Source organism: Alcaligenes sp. WGS1538, from assembly GCF_043187505.1.
Classification (GTDB): Bacteria; Pseudomonadota; Gammaproteobacteria; order Burkholderiales; family Burkholderiaceae_B; genus Alcaligenes.
In genome coordinates this window covers 2,342,467-2,359,732 of record NZ_CP171109.1, presented here as the reverse complement: position 1 = coordinate 2,359,732, position 17,266 = coordinate 2,342,467, and the positions used below count along the sequence as shown (strand labels likewise).

Below are 17,266 nucleotides of genomic sequence, written 5' to 3'. Positions count from 1 at the left end.
TCCGCTTCCACTCTGGAATAACAACATAACTGGAGCCTCACCAATGAGCAACAAAGGGCAAATACTACAAGACCCGTTTCTGAACGCGCTGCGCAAGGAGCATATCCCCGTCTCGATTTACCTGGTCAATGGCATCAAGCTGCAGGGCCAGATCGAATCCTTCGACCAGTATGTGGTGCTGCTTCGCAATACGGTCACCCAAATGGTGTACAAGCACGCGATCTCCACCGTCGTTCCCGCTCGTCCCGTCACCCTGGCTGCGGATGATCAGGCTGAATAAATCCGTCCCTCATCCTTCGCACCCTGAATTACCCGTCTTGCGGCCTCCGCAGACGGGTCTTTCTTTCTGGAGCGTCCCATGAAAGCCCTTGTCATCAGCGTCGACATGGGGGAGCTGGACTTCCAGGCGCATTCCGAAGAATTCGTCATGCTGGCCGAAGGCGCCGGCGCCGATATCGTCGAGATGCTGATCGTGCGCCGCGCCCGGCCCGATCCCGCCTATTTCATCGGCACCGGCAAACTGGACGAGGCCGTGGCCCTGGCCAAGGCGGCCGGCGCCCAGGTCATCCTCTTCGACCAGGCCCTCACCCCCGCCCAGCAGCGCAACCTGGAGCGCAAGTTCGAACTGCGCGTCGTGGATCGCGTCGCCCTCATCCTGGACATCTTCGCCTTGCGCGCGCAAAGCCATGAAGGCAAGCTGCAGGTCGAGCTGGCCCAGCTGCAGCATCTGTCCTCGCGCCTGACGCGCATGTGGACCCACCTGGAGCGTCAGCGCGGCGGCATAGGTATGCGCGGCCCCGGCGAATCCCAGCTCGAGATGGACCGCCGCATGATCGGCGCCAAGGTGCGCACCCTGCGCGAACGCCTGGCCAGGGTCCAGCGGCAACGCGGCACGCAGCGGCGCGCCCGCTCGCGCGGCGATACGCTGTCGGTCTCGCTGGTGGGCTATACCAACGCCGGCAAGTCCACGCTATTCAACGCCCTGACCCGCGCCCAGGCCTATGCGGCCGACCAGCTGTTCGCCACGCTGGACACCACGACCCGGCGCGTCTGGATCGAAGGGGCGGGGCAGGTGGTCATTTCCGACACCGTCGGCTTCATACGCGACCTGCCGCCCACCCTGATCGCGGCCTTCCGCGCCACGCTGGAGGAAACCGTGCACGCCGACCTGCTGCTGCATGTCGTGGATGCGGCCAGTCCGCAGCGCGACGAGCAGATAGCCGAAGTGCACAAGGTGCTGGAGGACATCGGCGCGCATGAAATCCCGCGCATCCTGGTCTACAACAAAATCGACCAGGCGGGCTACGAGCCGCGGGTGGAGCGGGATGAACATGGTACTATTGCCCGAGTCTTTGTTAGCGCTCTCGAGCGCATCGGATTGGATGGATTGCGTACGGCAATCGTCGAATCAGGTCACTTCGCGGAAAACAATGCGTCTGAACAATAAAATATTCAATCTCAATGATCCCGGTTGGGGGCGAGACAACGGCAAGAATGGTTCCGAGCCGCCTCGCCGCCCCGAGAAACAAGATGGCCCGCCTGATCTCGACGAGGTATGGCGCGATTTCAACAACCGCCTGGGTTCCATGTTCGGACGCAAGGGACGCCGCTCCCCTCCGGGCGGCATGCCGCCCGGCGCCGGCGGCCCTTCCATGCCCAAGGGCTCGCCCAAGCTGCTGGTCATCGGCGGCGTGGTGGTCGTGGGCCTGTGGCTGGCCAGCGGCTTCACCATCGTCCAGGAAGGGCAGGTGGCCGTGGTCACGCGTTTCGGCGAATACATCAAGACGCTGAACCCCGGCCTGCAATGGCGCTGGCCCAATCCCATCGAAGATCACCAGACCGTCAACATCTCCCAGTTGCGCACGTTCGAAGTCGGCTATCGCGGCAACGCCCGCAACAAGGTGCTGCCTGAATCGCTCATGCTGACCACGGACGAGAACATCGTGGACATGCAGTACGTGGTTCAGTACCGCCTGCTGCCCAACGGCGCGCCGGACTACCTGTTCAACACCAACAATCCCGACGAGGCCGTGCGCCAGGCCGCCGAGACCGCCATGCGCGAGATCGTGGGCAAGCAGCCCATGGATTCGGTGCTGTATTCGGGCCGTACGCAGATCGCCGCCGATGTGCAGCAACTGGCCCAGTCCATCCTGGACCGTTATCGCACCGGCATCCAGATCAGCACGGTGGCCATCCAGAACGTGCAGCCTCCCGAGCAGGTGCAGGCCGCCTTCGACGACGCCGTCAAGGCCGGCCAGGACCGCGAGCGCCAGATCAACGAAGGCCAGGCCTACGCCAACAAGGTCCTGCCCGAGGCGGCCGGCCAGGTTGCCCGCATGCTGCAGGAATCCGAGGGCTACAAGGCCCGCGTCGTGGGCGATGCCAAGGGCGACACCGCGCGCTTTGCCAGCGTGGAAGCGGAATACGTGAAGGCGCCCGGCGTCACGCGCGACCGTCTGTACCTGTCCACGGTCCAGGAAATCCTGGAGCGCACCAGCAAGGTGCTGGTCGACACCCGCAGCGACAACAACATGATCTACCTGCCTTTGGACAAGATCGTGCGTCAGGTGGGCAGCCAGCCCGGCGTGGAGCCTTCCACTCCGGCCGCGGCGGCCGCGGCCTCCCAGAGCCAGCCCAGCCGTCCGGCTCCGGCGGCGCCGCCCAAGGCGCCGGCGGTCAGCAATCCGGCCGGCATGGACACTTCGCTGGGTTCGCTGGTCAGCCCCTATTCCCCATACGCACGCTAGGAGAGCATGATGCAACGTTTATTTCCTGCTCTGGTGGCCCTGGCGGTGATCATCGGTCTGCTGCTGTCGTCCGTGTTCATCGTGCGTGAGCGCGATGCGGCGCTGGTCTTCGCCCTGGGCGAAGTGCGCGGCACCATCACCAGCCCCGGCCTCTATTTCAAATTGCCCCCGCCGTTCGAGAACGTGGTCTTCCTGGACAAGCGCCTGCAGACCATCGAGACCAAGGATCCGGAACGCATCCAGACCGCGGAGAAGAAGAACCTGCTGATCGACTCCTATGTCAAATGGCGCATTTCCGACCCGCGCCAGTTCTACGTGACCTTCGGCGCCAGCGACCGCGGCGCGGTCGAGCGTCTGCAGGCCCAGATCCGCGACGCCTTGAACGCCTCGGTCAACGTGCGCACCGTCAAGGAAGTGGTTTCCACGCAACGCGACGCCATCATGCGCGAAGTGCTGACGGCCGTGGAAGCCCGCGCCCGTCCGCTGGGCGTGGAAGTGGTGGACGTGCGCCTGCGCCGCATCGACTTCGCGCCGGAGATTTCCGAATCCGTGTACCGGCGCATGGAAGCCGAGCGCACTCAGGAAGCCAACCGCCTGCGCGCCACCGGCGCGGCCGAAAGCGAACGCATCCGCGCCGAGGCCGAGCGCCAGCGCGAGGAACTGCTGGCCGACGCCTATGCCCAGGCCCAGACGATCCGCGGCGAGGGTGACGGACAAGCCGCTTCCATCTACGCCCAGGCCTACGGCAAGAACCCCGAGTTCTACCGCTTCTACCGCAGCCTCGAGGCCTATCGCGGCGCCTTCGGCAAACAGAGCGACACGCTGGTCATCAGCCCCGATTCGGACTTCTTCAATTACTGGAGCAAGCCGAACGAGCCGGCCCCGGCGGGACGCTGATCCGCGCCAGGAACCTTCAGGGCCGCCGGGTGTTCCCCCGGCGGCCCTGATCGTTTATACTACCGTGTAAGTTACTAACACCACTTCGCAGGCGACTTGGGCGGCTTACAAGCCCCAAGTCGCTTTTTGTTTGGCTGGAACTTTCGTCTATCAAGTAGTCCGAGGCATTCGTATGTCCAATTGGTTGTTGCCAGAGAGCCTGGCCGATATCCTGCCTGCCGAGGCGCGCCGCATCGAAGAGCTGCGCCGCAATCTGCTGGACTTGTATCGCACCTACGGTTTCGAGCTGGTCGCCCCTCCGCTGGTGGAATACCTGGAGTCCCTGCAGGCCGTGTCCGGCACGGACCTGAACCTGCGCACCAGCAAGGTCGTGGACCAGATTTCGGGCCGCACCATGGGTGTGCGCGCCGACATGACCCCGCAGGTGGCGCGCATCGACGCCCACCTGCTCAATCGTGAGGGCGTCACGCGCCTGTGCTATTGCGGTTCGGTGCTGCATGCCCGCCCGGCCGGCCTGCTGTCCGACCGCGAGCTGCTGCAGATCGGCGCCGAGATCTTCGGCCATGCCGGCGTGGAATCCGACCTGGAAGTGATTCAACTGGCGCTGGCCAGCGTGGGCCGGGCAGGGGTGCACCATCCCCGCCTGGACCTGAACTATCCCGGCCTGGGGCGCTTCCTGATCGAACGCGACCCCGTGCTCAAGCCGCGCGCCGCGGAAGTCTGCGATCTGCTCAATGCCAAGGACGTTTCGGGCATCCATGCCCTGGGCCGCGAGTCGGGCTGCCTGCCCGAGAGCACGCGCTACCTGCTGGCCCTGACCTCGCTGTACGGCGGCGCCGACGTGCTGGAGCGTGCCCGCGGCCTGCTGCCGGACGCGCCCGAGGTGCGCGAGGCGCTGGGCAGCCTGCGCACCCTGATCGACGCCTTGCCCGGCCACGAGATCACCGTGGACCTGGCGGATATCGGCAGCGGCTACGGCTATCATTCCGGCCTGGTGTTCTCGGTCTATGCGGAAGGCTGGCACGACGCGCTGGTGCGCGGCGGCCGCTTCGACGGCATCGGCCGGCTGTATGGGCGGGCGCGTCCCGCCACCGGTTTCAGTCTGGACTTGCGCAAGCTGTCCGCCGGCCTGCCGCCGGCGCAGGCCGCGCGCGCCGTCCGGGCGCCATGGGGTAATCAGCCCGACCTGATTGAGGCGCTCAAGCGCTTGCGCCAGAGCGGCGAAATCGTCATCCAGATGTTGCCCGGTCAGGAGCCCAGCCTGGATGAATTCGTGATCGACCGCGAGCTCGTCTTGCTGGACGGTCAATGGCAGCTTAGGGCGCTGTAAGCCGGGCGGCTTGCTGCGCAGGTGATTGTTCTCGGTCCGGCACGGTGCCGGCCTCCTTTAATTCTGATACTAGACATGAGCAAAAACATTGTGGTGATCGGCACCCAGTGGGGTGACGAAGGCAAAGGCAAGATCGTCGACTGGCTGGCCGAATCCGCGCACGGCGTGGTCCGCTTCCAGGGCGGCCACAACGCCGGCCATACGCTGTGGATCAACGGCAAGAAAACCATTCTGCGCCTGATTCCCTCGGGCATCATGCACGCGCACGTCACCTGCTACATCGGCAATGGCGTGGTGCTCTCGCCCGAAGCCCTGCTGACCGAGATCGGCGAACTGGAAGCGGCCGGCCTGGATGTGCGCTCGCGCCTGCAGATCTCCCCCGCCTGCCCGCTGATCCTGCCCTACCACATCGCCGTGGACCAGGCCCGCGAAAAGCGCAAGGGCGACGGCAAGATCGGCACCACGGGCCGCGGCATCGGCCCGGCCTACGAGGACAAGGTGGCGCGCCGCGCGCTGCGCGTGCAGGACCTTTACGACCCGGCCATCTTCGACGAAAAACTGGCCGAAGTCCTGGACTACCACAACTTCGTGCTGACCCAGTACCTGGGCGCCGAACCCGTCTCCGCCCAGCAGGTGCGCGATCTGGCCATGGCGCATGCCGAGCAGCTCGCTCCCATGGTGGCGGACGTCTCCAACAATCTGTACCTGGCCAAGAAGGCCGGCCAGAAATTGCTGTTCGAAGGCGCGCAGGGCGCGCTGCTGGACATCGACCACGGCACCTACCCCTTCGTCACCAGCAGCAACTGCCTGTCGGGCGCGGCGTCCGCCGGCGCAGGCGTGGGGCCGCAGGAGCTGAGCTACGTGCTGGGCATCGCCAAGTCCTACACCACGCGCGTGGGCTCGGGCCCGTTCCCGACCGAACTGCTGGACGACACCGGCATGCGCCTGGCCACCGTCGGCAAGGAATTCGGGTCGGTCACGGGCCGTCCCCGCCGCTGCGGCTGGTTCGACGGCGCGGCCATGAAGCGCTCGGTCATGATCAACGGCATTTCCGGCCTGTGCATCACCAAGCTGGACGTGCTGGACGGCGTGGAACAGATCAAGATAGGCGTGGGCTACCGCTACAAGGGCGAGTTTCTGGACGTGCTGCCCTACGGTGCGCATGCCGTGGCCGAAGCCGAACCCGTCCTGGAGGAGATGCCCGGCTGGACCGAGTCCACCGTGGGCGTGACCGACTACGACAAGCTGCCCATCAATGCGCGCCGCTACCTGGAGCGCATCGCCGAGATCTGCGACGTGCCGATCGACATGGTCTCCACCGGCCCTGATCGCAATGAGACCATCGTGCTGCGCGATCCGTTCACCAAATAAGCGCATTCTCGCGGTATAATGCCTTGCACCGTTGTACGGTGCGTACAAAGCGGCCCTTGGGCCGCTTTGTCGTTCTGGACGCTGCGCGGCCTGCCCAGACTCTCCTTGCAGGTGTTAGACGCGCAGCCATTGCATCTATACCTGGAATACATATGAGTCTGCCCCCAAATACCGATACTGATGAGTGGGTTTCCTGGGACCAGTACAATCGCCTGATCGAGCGACTGGCCCTGAGCATTCACGAGTCCGGCTGGAAATTCGACAAAATCGTCTGCCTGGCTCGGGGCGGGATGCGAGTGGGGGATGTCATATCGCGCATTTACGACGTGCCCCTGGGCATTCTGGCCACCAGCAGCTATCGCGAGGCGGCCGGCACGCAGCAGGGCGATCTGGACATCGCGCAGTACATCACCATCACGCGCGGCACGCTGGACGGCAATGTCCTGCTGGTCGACGACATGGTCGATACGGGCAAGACCTTCATGCGCGTGCGTGATCACCTGCGCTCGCAATTTCCCGCCATCACCGAACTGAAAACGGCGGTTTTGTGGTGGAAAGGCCACGCCCAGGTGGAGCCGGACTACTATGTGGCCAAATTGCCGACAAATCCCTGGATTCACCAGCCCTTTGAGGACTACGATAGCATTCGTCCCCATCAACTCGAGGCCTGGATCCGCAAGGGTATCAGCCAGGCCTGAGTCCACGACCACACGTCCTTGCGCAAACCTCGCCGTATCCGGCCGGGGCGGCGCAGGGGCCAGATTGATGTGGCGCTGCAAGCGCCCCTGCATCGTGGCGAAGGACTCCGGCCAAAGGCCCGGGTCCTTCAATCCAGACATCCGGTGGATAGCCCAATGACACGTTGCTTGGCCGTGGCCGGCAATCGTGCTATGATTTTGGGCTATCTGTTTACGCTAACCCTTTAATTTACAAGGCTAGGGATTACATGCCTATTGTTCGCCTGAAAGAAAACGAGCCTTTCGAGGTTGCCCTGCGTCGCTTTAAGCGCACGATCGAAAAAACCGGTCTGCTGACCGAACTGCGTTCGCGTGAATTCTACGAAAAACCAACGGCCGAGCGTAAGCGCAAGCACGCTGCCGCCGTGAAGCGTCACTACAAACGCATCCGTAGCCAGCAGCTGCCTCCACGCTTGTATTGATCCCTGAATCTTTTGTTCAGGAACTGCTCGCCCGTGTCGATGTCGTCGATGTCGTCGGGCGATATGTGCAGTTGCGCAAAGGCGGGGCCAACTTGCTTGGCCTATGCCCTTTTCACAACGAGAAATCTCCCTCCTTCACGGTCAGTCCCACCAAGCAGTTCTATCATTGCTTCGGTTGCGGAGCCCATGGGTCAGCCATATCGTTCCTGATGGAGCATACGGGGGCCTCGTTCCCCGAGGCAGTGCGCAGCCTGGCCGCCACTGTCGGCATGACCGTACCCGAAGCGCAGCGCTCCCCGCGCCAGCGCGCCGCCGACGCCCGCCGCAAGGACGAGCTGACGCGCCAGCATCATATCCTCGAAGCCGCCCAGGCGCATTACCTGCGCCAGCTCAAGCAATCGCCCATCGCCATCGACTACCTCAAGCGCCGAGGCCTGGACGGAGAGACCGCAGCGCGTTTCGGGCTGGGCTGGACGGGGACGGAGCGCCGGGGTCTGGCCGCGGTCTTTCCGCAATACGAAGACAATCAGCTGGTCGAGTCCGGCCTGGTGATCGAGTCCGAGGACGGACGGCGCTATGACCGCTTCCGTTCACGGATCATGTTTCCGATCCGCAACGCCAAGGGCAACATCATCGGCTTTGGCGGCCGCCTGATCGAAAAAGGCGAACCCAAATACCTGAATTCGCCGGAAACCACGCTGTTCTCCAAGGGCCACGAACTCTACGGCCTATGGGAAGGGCGCCAGGGCATACGCAAGGAAGGCTTTGTCCTGATCGTGGAAGGCTATATGGACGTGGTGGCGCTGTCCCAGCACGGACTGCACAACGCGGTGGCCACGCTGGGCACGGCCACGACCGAGCACCACATCACCAAGCTGATGCGCGCCAGCGACCGGCTGGTGTTCTGCTTCGACGGCGATGCGGCCGGTCGCAAGGCCGCGTGGCGCGCGCTCAACACCTGCCTGCCGCTGGTGCGCGACGACGTCTCCATCCGCTTCATGTTCCTGCCGGACAAGCATGATCCGGATTCCTACGTGCGCGAGCACGGCGCGCAGGCCTTTCGCGACCAGGCCCAGGAGGCCTATGCCTTGTCGCGTTTCTTCCTGGATGAACTGGCCTCGCGCCATCGCATGGACGAGGCCGAAGGGCGCGCCGCCTGCGTGCACGAGGCCCTGCCCATGCTGCTGGAGCTGGCCGACAGCACGCTCAAGGTCCAGATCCAGCACGAATTCGCCCGCATGGTGCTGCTGACTCCCGACGAGCTGGCGCAGCGGCTCAGCACGGTGGAGCCGCCGCGCCGGCCGGCGGCGGACAGGCCGCCGGCGCAGGACGGCCTGGTGGCCCGCCCGCCGGTGGCCTCCGAGCCCCCGTCGGCGCAGGCGGGGCCGGCGCCGTTCGACGACGGTTTCGAAGGCTTCGATGCCTCCTTCGCGGACAGCATGCCCATGGAGCACTGGCAGGAGCCGCAGGGCTGGCAGGAAGCGCCGGCGCAGCCGCGCGAGCGCGGCGCCTGGCGCGGCGATCGCAAGGGCAAGTCGCGCCAGGGCGCGGCGCCCGTCATGGGCAGCCGGGCCGTCACGCCCATGGCCAAGCGCCTGCTGCGCCTGTTGATCGCCCATCCGGCGCTGGTGGGCAGCCTGGGGGACCAGCAGCTTGAAATCCTTGCCCAGAGTCCCCATCTGCGTCTTGTACAGGAGTTGATCGCCCTGACCAACATCAGCGCCGCGCGGCACGCCGGCGCCTTGCTGGAGGCGGTGGATCCGGATTCGGACCTGGCCCCTGTGCTGCAGTCCCTGGCCACGGAACTGCTGGGCGAGGACGAATTGCCCGACCCGCAGGGGGAGTGGCGCGACGCCTTGCATCGGATCGAGCTGGATGCGATCAAGGCCGAGCAGTCTTCCCTGGTGGAAACGGGCCTGCGCGAGCCCGAGCAACGTCAGCGTTATCAAGAGTTGACACGCCGCATTGCTTTGTTGAATGCTGCTTATACTCGGCAAGTGAAGTAAAATATTAGGTTTATGTGTTGTGTTTGCATCCGGCCAGGATTTCGTGTCCTGGCGCGCGGGCAAATGCGGCGGGCAGCGGGTTGCGAACCACATCATGCCTTGAGCCGATGAGCCAGGGATTAAATCACGCAGGGTTCGCTTGCGCGGCACGCCCAGGAGCCGGGCGGATGGGGGCGCACGCATCATCAGGTTCTGGCCTGTACGACTCGGTGGCTACATATTGGTACCACAGGGGTAATTGGCGTCTATGGAAGAAATTATGACTCAAACGACTGGTAAAACCTCGGCGACGGTCTCTCGGTCTGGCAAGAAAACCCTGGCCGCGACGGCAAAATCAGGGTCCTCGAGCTCGGTAGACCTCGATGATTTCCTCGAGGATGGGGAACCAGGTGCAGCGCCTGCCAGGAAGGCGGCCAAGAAGGCCGCCGCCAAGAAAACCGTAGCCAAGAAAGCCGCCGCCAAGAAGACGGCGGCCAAGGCCGCCGGCGGCGGCCGTCGCGGGCGTCCCGCCAAGAACGCCAACAACGACGGCATCGATTTCGTCGACGACGACGACATGGGCGACGAAGAGATCATCCCCGAACTCAAGCCGGCGGCCAAGCGCGGCGCCAAGCGCGCCAAGGCCGAAAAAGACGTGTTCGGCGTGCGTGGCCAGCTGAGTCCCGAAGAGCAGGAAGCCCGCCGCAACCGCCTCAAGGCCCTGATCAAGCTGGGCAAGGACCGCGGCTACCTGACCTACGGCGAGATCAACGACCATCTGCCCGACGACCTGGTGGACGTCGAGGCCATCGACGGCATCATCGGCACGTTCAGCGACATGGGCATCTCGGTCTACGACCAGGCGCCCGACGCCGACACCCTGCTCATGAGCGACAACGCGCCCATGGCCTCCAGCGACGACGACGTCGAGGACGAGGCCGAGGCCGCGCTGACCACCGTGGATTCGGATTTCGGCCGCACCACCGACCCCGTGCGCATGTACATGCGTGAAATGGGCTCGGTCGAGCTGCTGACCCGCGAAGGCGAGATCGAGATCGCCAAGCGCATCGAGGACGGCCTCAAGCACATGGTCATGGCGATCGCCGCATGCCCGACGACGGTCAACGAGATCCTGACCTACGTGCAGCGCGTGCGCGAAGGCGTGATCCAGATCGACGAGGTCGTGGACGGACTGGTGGACGACGAGGGCGAAGAGTACGCGGGCTCGGGCGTGTCCGCCGAGGACGAGGACGAAGGTCCGGCCGGCGGCATGAGCAGCAAGCAGATCGAATACCTGCGCAACAAGTCGCTCAAGAAGTTCGACATCATCGGCGAATGGTTCGACAAGATGCGCGTCGCCTTCGAGACCGAAGGCTACAAGAGCCCCGGCTACGTGCAGGCCCAGGAAACCATCCTGAACGAATTCATGGGCATCCGCTTCACCGCCAAGATGGTGGAGAAGCTGGCCGACACCATGCGCGAGCAGGTGGCGGTGGTGCGCCAGCACGAGCGCGAGATCCTGAACATCTGTGTGGAACGCGCCGACATGCCGCGCGCCCACTTCATCAAGGCCTTCCCCGGCAACGAGACCAACCTGAACTGGGTGGTGGACGAGGTCAATGCAGGCCATCCCTACAGCGCCATCCTGGAGCGCCACATCCCCGCGATCCAGGAGATCCAGCAGAAGCTGATCGACCTGCAGACCAGCGTGGTGCTGCCTCTGAAGGACCTGAAGGAAGTCAACAAGCGCATGACCACCGGCGAGGCCAAGGCCCGCAAGGCCAAGCGCGAAATGACCGAGGCCAACCTGCGTCTGGTGATCTCCATCGCCAAGAAGTACACGAACCGCGGCCTGCAGTTCCTGGACCTGATCCAGGAAGGCAACATCGGCCTGATGAAGGCCGTGGACAAGTTCGAGTACCGTCGCGGCTACAAGTTCTCGACCTACGCCACCTGGTGGATCCGCCAGGCCATCACGCGCTCCATCGCGGACCAGGCCCGCACGATCCGCATCCCGGTGCACATGATCGAGACCATCAACAAGATGAATCGGATCAACCGCCAGATCCTGCAGGAAACCGGCGTCGAGCCCGATCCCGCCACCCTGGCCCTGAAGATGGACATGCCCGAGGACAAGGTTCGCAAGATCCTGAAGATCGCCAAGGAGCCCATCTCCATGGAAACGCCGATCGGAGACGACGATGATTCCCACCTGGGCGATTTCATCGAGGACAACAACACGGTGTCGCCCTCGGACTCGGCCCTGCATGGCTCCATGCGTGAAGTGGTGAAGGATGTGCTGGATTCCCTGACGCCTCGCGAAGCCAAGGTGCTGCGCATGCGTTTCGGCATCGAGATGAGCACGGACCAGACCCTGGAGGAAGTGGGCAAGCAGTTTGACGTCACGCGCGAGCGTATCCGTCAGATAGAAGCCAAGGCCCTGCGCAAGCTGCGTCATCCCAGCCGCGCGGACAAGCTCAAGAGCTTCCTGGAAAGCCAGTAATCCGATTGCTGGCCCAGCCCTGAAAACCCGGCCCTGGCGGCCGGGTTTTTTCATGGCCGCCCGCAGGAGGCGGGTGCCGACAAGGCGGACATGGCGGGCCCTTCAACAAGGGCGTTGCATGGATTTCACGTTCCGCATGGTATGTTGCAAGGCATTTTTCGACGCCCGGGCGCGCCTGCGCGAGCAGGTGAAAGTCCCGGGGAGCGGTCATGAACACATTACGAAAAATTCACTGGCTGGGAGCCGGACGCCATGCTACAACGGGCGCATCTTCCGCCGGGACCTGCCGCTGCTCTGGTTCACCCAGCCAGGGGCCGGCCGGTCGCTTTTCGCATTTCAGACATGAAGCCATCCATTTCCGAACATCAGGAGCCGAGGACATGATCGCGACCAGCTCCGTCACGCATCGCATCCAGTGGGCCATGAGCCTGTCCCTGATGGTCATGGTGCTGGTATTGGGAGCCGGTTCCTATCTGGCTTTCGGCTACCTGAAGGATAACGTGCTGGGCGAGCAGCTCGAGGACGTGGCCGAGCAGGTGGGCTCCATGAATCCCACACGCAGCGGAGCGCTGGCGCTGGACCAGCCGCACACGCACCTGGCTTGGTTCATGGCCGGTTCGCAAGCGGAGCAGGCAGGCGTGCCATCCGAATTCGCCGGCTTGCCGGCGGGTGACCACGAGGCGAGCTGGCGCCAGCAGCAATGGCGGGTGCGCGTGACGGACCGCTCCGACGGACGCGTGATCATGGCTGTCAATTCCGAATCCTTCCGTCAGCGCCAGACCGAGTTCGGCCTGTTGATCCTGGCCTGCATGACGTTCTGTCTGTTGATGGCGTGGGTGACCGCCGGGCATCTGGCCGCGCTGGCTTCCGGGCCCATCATCCGACTGGTGCAGATGCTGAGCCAGCGCAGCGGCGGGCAGCACCAGTATCAGGTGGCCAACGACAATGAAATGGGACGCCTGCTCAGCGCCTTCAATGTGATGCAAAGCCGCCTGGAAGAAGAGCTCTACGAAGAGCGGGAAATGGCCCTGAACCTGGGGCACGAGCTGAATACGGCGCTGTGCGCCATCCGCAGCGAAGCGGAGATGCTGCTGCTCACCGGGCAGGAGGGCGGCCAGGCCCGTCTGGAAAACATCATCCGCCAGGCCGACATCGCCGCCGCGGGCTTGCAGAGCGCACAGAACCTGGCTTCGATCGGCAGCTCCCACAAACAGTGGTGCTGGCTGGCGCGTTACGTGGACGATGCCTGGCATTCCCTGTCGGCCCGGGCGGACAAGGGCCTGCCGCATTTCCGCAACGAGGTGCCTGAGCAGATGCAGCTCGGCCTGGATCCGTCGGCCCTGCTGGTGGTGATGCGCAATCTCCTGCAGAATGCGGTCGATCACGCCCAGGCGACGGAGGTGACGGTCAGCTCGCCCGGGCCCGGCACGCTGCTGTTCCGGGACAATGGCCAGGGCATCCCCGCAGAGCGGCTCGAGCGCCTGTTCGAGCGCCATTATCACCAGGGCGGCCGGTCTTCTCCGCAGACCGGCCGGCGCGGCCTGGGGCTGGATATCGTGCGCCAGATCTGCCTCTACCATGGCTGGACCCTGCAGGTGCAGTCCGATACCCAGGGAGCGCAGCGCGGCACCCGCTTCTACCTCGCACTGGACTGAATCGCGGTCCGGGAAATCATTTGACGCGATTTTTACGCTGTCGCCGCTACAGTGCCCCTGTCTGCGACGAGTCAGTTCCGGTTCGCCGCCGATGTCGGCCAGAAAACATCTTGTCCGACGCTTCTTCCTGATACACCCTAATGCCTTGCTCTGTCCGTATGTCGTGATCCGGCCGGTTTTCAATTTGGCTCGGCGGGCCCAGGCTCATGGTTGGGTGCCCATTTTGTTGCGTCTGTCTTGCCGAGGCTTTCGGCGACCAGTCCGAACGGCCGCACCACAACCCTTGCGGAACATTTTTTGTCATGCGTGTACTCATAGTTGAAAACGATACGACCATTGCCGAGAACCTTTACACTTACCTGGAGCTGAAGGGCTTTGTGGTGGATGCCGCTTACGACGGCAACGGGGCGCTCGGCCTGCTGCAGGAGCTGGACTTCGACGCCATGGTGCTGGACCTGGGACTGCCGGGGCTGGACGGCTTCGGCGTGCTGCAGGCCTTGCGCAAGTCCGGCAGGGCGCCCATCCCCATCCTGGTACTGACCGCGCGCAGCCAGCTGGAAAGCAAACTGACCGCGTTCGACCTGGGCGCGGACGATTATCTGGTCAAACCCTTTGCCCTGGCGGAAGTGGAAGCGCGCCTGCGAGCCTTGCTGCGGCGCGGCCCGTCTCAGGTCCAGCATGGCTCCTTGCGCTGGGGCGTGCTGGAATACAATCTGGACACGGCGCTGGTGAGCGTGGCCGGGCAGGACCTGCACCTGAGCTTCAAGACCCGCCAGGTCCTGGAGGCACTGCTGCGCGAACCGGGCGCCATCGTCACGCGGCGCGCGCTGGAAAAGACGCTCTGGCCGGAGGGCGCGCCGTCTCCCGAAGCCCTGCGCAGCCAGATCCATCTGTTGCGCCGCGCCTTGACCGAGGCCGGGGCCGGCAATATCGAAACGCTTCCCGGCCTGGGCTGGCGGCTGGAAAAGGAAGACGAGGATGTTCAGGGGGCTGAGAAGGCCTAGATTCATGAGCACGCTGACGCAGCGGGTGTCCTGGGCGCTGACGCTGATCGCGGCAGCGCTGGTCCTCGTCGTGGGCGGCCTGGCCTACGCCGCCTTCGCCCGCATGGAAGACGAGATGGTCAACGCCATGCTGATGTCCTATGCGCGCAATCCAGCCTTGCTGCCCGATAGCGCGTATGATCGCAGCGAGGCGCTGGGTTCCGAGCTGGACAGCTACTGGTTCGCGCAGGGGCAGCCGCTGTCCGGCTTGCCGGCCTTTGCACAGGCCGTTCAGCCCGGCCTGCACGAGTTTGAAAAAGGCGAGGACACCTGGCATGTGCTGCGCCAGGACAGCGCCCAGGGCCGCCTGTACCTGGTGTACCGGGCAACCCCGCACGAGCGGCGCGTCCGGCAGTTCGGCCTGACTCTGGCGCTGATCGGCGCGATGGCCATCTTGCTGGTATTTCTTTTTTCGCGTCGGGTGGCGCGCCGGGCCGTGGCGCCCATGCAGATTCTGTCGCGGCATCTGGAAAACTGGGCGCCGGGCCGCTCCGGCCTGCCTGAACGCCAGGACGATGAGGCGGGGCGCCTGATACGGGCCTTCAACCGCATGCAGGAGCAGGTCGAGGAACTGCTGACCCACGAACGCGAATTTGCGGCCAATCTGGGCCATGAGCTGCGCACCGGCCTGGCGGCCATCCGCAGCGATTGCGAACTGTTGCTGTTGCAATTGCCCGAAGGGCCCGCCCAGCAGCGCCTGCAGCGCATGATGGTCCAGGCCGATGCGGTCTGTGCCAGCCTGGACGCGGCCGAGAACCTGGCCTATACGGCGGCGCGGCATTTGCGCGAGATCCAGGTGAGCGAGCTGGCCGAACAGACCTGGCAGGCGGTGGCCTTGCTGGATGCGGGCAGCGAACAGGTCCGCTGGAGCAATCGCATTCCCGATACCGTGCGTCGGCAGGATGACGCCTACGCCTTGTCCATGCTCCTGCGCATCCTGATGCGCAACGCCGTCGATCACGCCGCGCCGTGCGAATTATGGGTCGCCTGGAAGGAGCCTGCGGTGCTGGAAGTGGGGGATGACGGTCCGGGCATCGCCGTCCAGGATCAGGCGCTGATCTTCGAGCGGCACTTCAGCCGCGGCCGGCAATTGCCCCATGGTTCGCGTGAACAGGGACACAGGGGAATAGGCCTGGCTCTTGCGCGCCAGCTGGCGCTGGCGCAGGGCTGGAGCCTGACGGTGCAGCCCGGCCCGCGGGGCGCGGGCTGCGTATTCAGGCTGGATCTGGATCCCGCCTAGGCGTCGCGCTGGTGCACCCGGCGGCCGGCGCTGTAGGTGGCGCTGATGCAGCGGTCGTCGCCCAGCATGGCCAGGACGAACAATTGCTCCTCCAGGGAGTCCAGCAGGGAGCTGCGGCGCGCGATCAGCGGCGTGCACTGAGGATCGAGCACGATGAAATCCGCTTCCGCGCCGGGCGCCAGGGTGCCGATCTGTCCTTGCATGTCCAGGGCGCGCGCGGTGCCTTCGGTAGCCAGGTAGAACATGGCGGCCGCCGTCAGGTGCCAGCCGCCCAGACGGGCGACCTTGTGGGCTTCATTCATGGTGCGCAGCATCGAGAAAGAGGTGCCGCCGCCCACGTCGGTAGCCAGCGTGTGCAGCACGCCGCTCTGGCGCATGGCCACGAAATCGAATACCCCGCTGGACAGGAACAGGTTGGACGTGGGGCAGTGGGCCGCCACGCTGCCGGTCTCGTGCAGGCGGGCGCGGTCCTGCTCATCCAGCCAGATGCTGTGGCCGTACACGGCGCGCGGGCGCAGCAGGCCGAAGCTGTCGTACACATCCAGGTAGCTGCGGCTCTTGGGGAAGAGCTCGCTGACCCATTTTACTTCGTCCTTGTTTTCCGCCACGTGCGTCTGCATGAAGACGTCCGGGTAGGCGCGCGCCAGCTCGCCGCAGGCGGCCAGCTGTTCGGGCGTGGAGGTGGGGGCGAAGCGCGGCGTCAGCGCGTACATCTGGCGGCCTTTGCCATGCCAGCGGCGGAGCAGGTCTTCGGATTCGCGCGCGCCTGATTCGGCCGTGTCCCGCAGGTATTCGGGGCAATTGCGATCCATCATGACCTTGCCGGCGATCATGCGCAGGTTGCGGCGGTGGCTTTCTTCGAAAAAGGCATCCACGGATTCGGGGTGGACGCTGCCGTAGACCAGGGCGGTGGTGGTGCCGTTGCGCAGCAGCTCGTCCAGGAATACGCCGGCCACTTCATCGGCGTGGCTCTTGTCTTCAAAGCGCCTTTCGGTGGGGAAGGTGTAGTTCTCCAGCCAGGGCAGCAGGCCGGGCGAGGGCGAAGCAATCATGTCGGTCTGCGGGAAATGCAGGTGCGTGTCGATCAGGCCGGGCATGATCAGCTTGCCGCGCAGATCGACCAGGCGCACGTCGGCGGGCAGCGAGTCCGCCAAGCGGGCGTAGTCGCCGCAAGCCTCGATCCGCCCCTGGGCATTGACCAGCAGCAGGCCGTCGCTGTAGTAGCGCATGGCCTCGGAGGGATCCTCCAGGCAGGCGGGATCGGCCACAAAGTACAGCAGTTGCGCGCGGTAGGCACAGGCGGTCGTATCGTGGTTCGTCATTTTTATCCTCGAGA

The 17,266-nt window shown here is 64.6% G+C and carries 14 protein-coding genes; 13 read left to right on the top strand and 1 reads right to left on the bottom strand.

The window, feature by feature from the left end; genetic code table 11:
- The first annotated feature begins 43 nt into the window (after positions 1 to 43).
- The 13 genes from hfq to ACF3ND_RS10930 all read left to right on the top strand — a co-directional run bounded on the left by hfq (position 44) and on the right by ACF3ND_RS10930 (position 15,930).
- Positions 44 to 280: an RNA chaperone Hfq gene (gene hfq, locus ACF3ND_RS10990; protein WP_341669401.1), complete on the top strand. Its 237-nt coding sequence runs from the start codon at positions 44 to 46 to the stop codon at positions 278 to 280.
- A gap of 78 nt (positions 281 to 358) precedes the next feature.
- The gene (gene hflX, locus ACF3ND_RS10985) at positions 359 to 1,447 is read left to right on the top strand and encodes a GTPase HflX (protein WP_394060356.1); all 1,089 of its coding nucleotides are present in this window, start codon (positions 359 to 361) and stop codon (positions 1,445 to 1,447) included.
- Entirely contained in the window at positions 1,431 to 2,747 is a 1,317-nt protein-coding gene (hflK, locus tag ACF3ND_RS10980; protein ID WP_394060354.1) for an FtsH protease activity modulator HflK, read from the top strand. Before hflX ends, hflK begins: the two co-directional genes overlap by 17 nt.
- Positions 2,748 to 2,756: 9 nt before the next feature.
- Complete coding sequence (hflC, locus tag ACF3ND_RS10975) at positions 2,757 to 3,644, top strand: protease modulator HflC (protein WP_394065824.1); 888 nt, start codon at positions 2,757 to 2,759, stop codon at positions 3,642 to 3,644.
- A 172-nt stretch (positions 3,645 to 3,816) separates the two neighbouring features.
- Complete coding sequence (locus ACF3ND_RS10970) at positions 3,817 to 4,974, top strand: ATP phosphoribosyltransferase regulatory subunit (protein WP_394060352.1); 1,158 nt, start codon at positions 3,817 to 3,819, stop codon at positions 4,972 to 4,974.
- Between the two features lie 75 nt (positions 4,975 to 5,049).
- Positions 5,050 to 6,345 (top strand): adenylosuccinate synthase, encoded by a 1,296-nt coding sequence (locus ACF3ND_RS10965; protein ID WP_394060350.1) that lies wholly within the window; start codon positions 5,050 to 5,052, stop codon positions 6,343 to 6,345.
- A 152-nt stretch (positions 6,346 to 6,497) separates the two neighbouring features.
- Complete coding sequence (locus ACF3ND_RS10960) at positions 6,498 to 7,043, top strand: phosphoribosyltransferase (RefSeq protein WP_394060348.1); 546 nt, start codon at positions 6,498 to 6,500, stop codon at positions 7,041 to 7,043.
- A gap of 248 nt (positions 7,044 to 7,291) precedes the next feature.
- On the top strand, positions 7,292 to 7,504 hold the full coding sequence (rpsU, locus tag ACF3ND_RS10955; RefSeq protein ID WP_266124966.1) for a 30S ribosomal protein S21: 213 nt from the start codon (positions 7,292 to 7,294) through the stop codon (positions 7,502 to 7,504).
- Positions 7,501 to 9,510, top strand: a complete 2,010-nt coding sequence (gene dnaG, locus ACF3ND_RS10950; protein WP_394060345.1) for a DNA primase — start codon at positions 7,501 to 7,503, stop codon at positions 9,508 to 9,510. Before rpsU ends, dnaG begins: the two co-directional genes overlap by 4 nt.
- Before the next feature lie 259 nt (positions 9,511 to 9,769).
- Positions 9,770 to 11,992 (top strand): RNA polymerase sigma factor RpoD, encoded by a 2,223-nt coding sequence (gene rpoD, locus ACF3ND_RS10945; RefSeq protein ID WP_394060343.1) that lies wholly within the window; start codon positions 9,770 to 9,772, stop codon positions 11,990 to 11,992.
- Between the two features lie 380 nt (positions 11,993 to 12,372).
- Positions 12,373 to 13,647, top strand: coding sequence for a sensor histidine kinase (locus ACF3ND_RS10940; protein WP_394060341.1), 1,275 nt, complete (start codon positions 12,373 to 12,375; stop codon positions 13,645 to 13,647).
- A 302-nt stretch (positions 13,648 to 13,949) separates the two neighbouring features.
- Positions 13,950 to 14,651, top strand: coding sequence for a response regulator transcription factor (locus ACF3ND_RS10935; RefSeq protein ID WP_394060339.1), 702 nt, complete (start codon positions 13,950 to 13,952; stop codon positions 14,649 to 14,651).
- Between the two features lie 4 nt (positions 14,652 to 14,655).
- The gene (locus tag ACF3ND_RS10930) at positions 14,656 to 15,930 is read left to right on the top strand and encodes a sensor histidine kinase (protein ID WP_394060337.1); all 1,275 of its coding nucleotides are present in this window, start codon (positions 14,656 to 14,658) and stop codon (positions 15,928 to 15,930) included.
- Here ACF3ND_RS10930 and guaD read toward each other — a convergent pair.
- The gene (gene guaD, locus ACF3ND_RS10925) at positions 15,927 to 17,252 is read right to left on the bottom strand and encodes a guanine deaminase (protein ID WP_394060335.1); all 1,326 of its coding nucleotides are present in this window, start codon (positions 17,250 to 17,252) and stop codon (positions 15,927 to 15,929) included. The genes ACF3ND_RS10930 and guaD overlap by 4 nt on opposite strands.
- Between the last annotated feature and the right edge of the window lie 14 nt (positions 17,253 to 17,266).

Coding starts and splice junctions, on each gene's coding strand:
- hflC (WP_394065824.1), top strand. CDS start 2,757: ATGCAACGTTTATTTCCTGCTCTGGTGGCCCTGGCGGTGATCATCGGT.
- hflK (WP_394060354.1), top strand. CDS start 1,431: ATGCGTCTGAACAATAAAATATTCAATCTCAATGATCCCGGTTGGGGG.
- ACF3ND_RS10965 (WP_394060350.1), top strand. CDS start 5,050: ATGAGCAAAAACATTGTGGTGATCGGCACCCAGTGGGGTGACGAAGGC.
- rpsU (WP_266124966.1), top strand. CDS start 7,292: ATGCCTATTGTTCGCCTGAAAGAAAACGAGCCTTTCGAGGTTGCCCTG.
- hfq (WP_341669401.1), top strand. CDS start 44: ATGAGCAACAAAGGGCAAATACTACAAGACCCGTTTCTGAACGCGCTG.
- ACF3ND_RS10940 (WP_394060341.1), top strand. CDS start 12,373: ATGATCGCGACCAGCTCCGTCACGCATCGCATCCAGTGGGCCATGAGC.
- ACF3ND_RS10970 (WP_394060352.1), top strand. CDS start 3,817: ATGTCCAATTGGTTGTTGCCAGAGAGCCTGGCCGATATCCTGCCTGCC.
- ACF3ND_RS10930 (WP_394060337.1), top strand. CDS start 14,656: ATGAGCACGCTGACGCAGCGGGTGTCCTGGGCGCTGACGCTGATCGCG.
- guaD (WP_394060335.1), bottom strand. CDS start 17,252: ATGACGAACCACGATACGACCGCCTGTGCCTACCGCGCGCAACTGCTG.
- ACF3ND_RS10935 (WP_394060339.1), top strand. CDS start 13,950: ATGCGTGTACTCATAGTTGAAAACGATACGACCATTGCCGAGAACCTT.
- rpoD (WP_394060343.1), top strand. CDS start 9,770: ATGACTCAAACGACTGGTAAAACCTCGGCGACGGTCTCTCGGTCTGGC.
- ACF3ND_RS10960 (WP_394060348.1), top strand. CDS start 6,498: ATGAGTCTGCCCCCAAATACCGATACTGATGAGTGGGTTTCCTGGGAC.
- hflX (WP_394060356.1), top strand. CDS start 359: ATGAAAGCCCTTGTCATCAGCGTCGACATGGGGGAGCTGGACTTCCAG.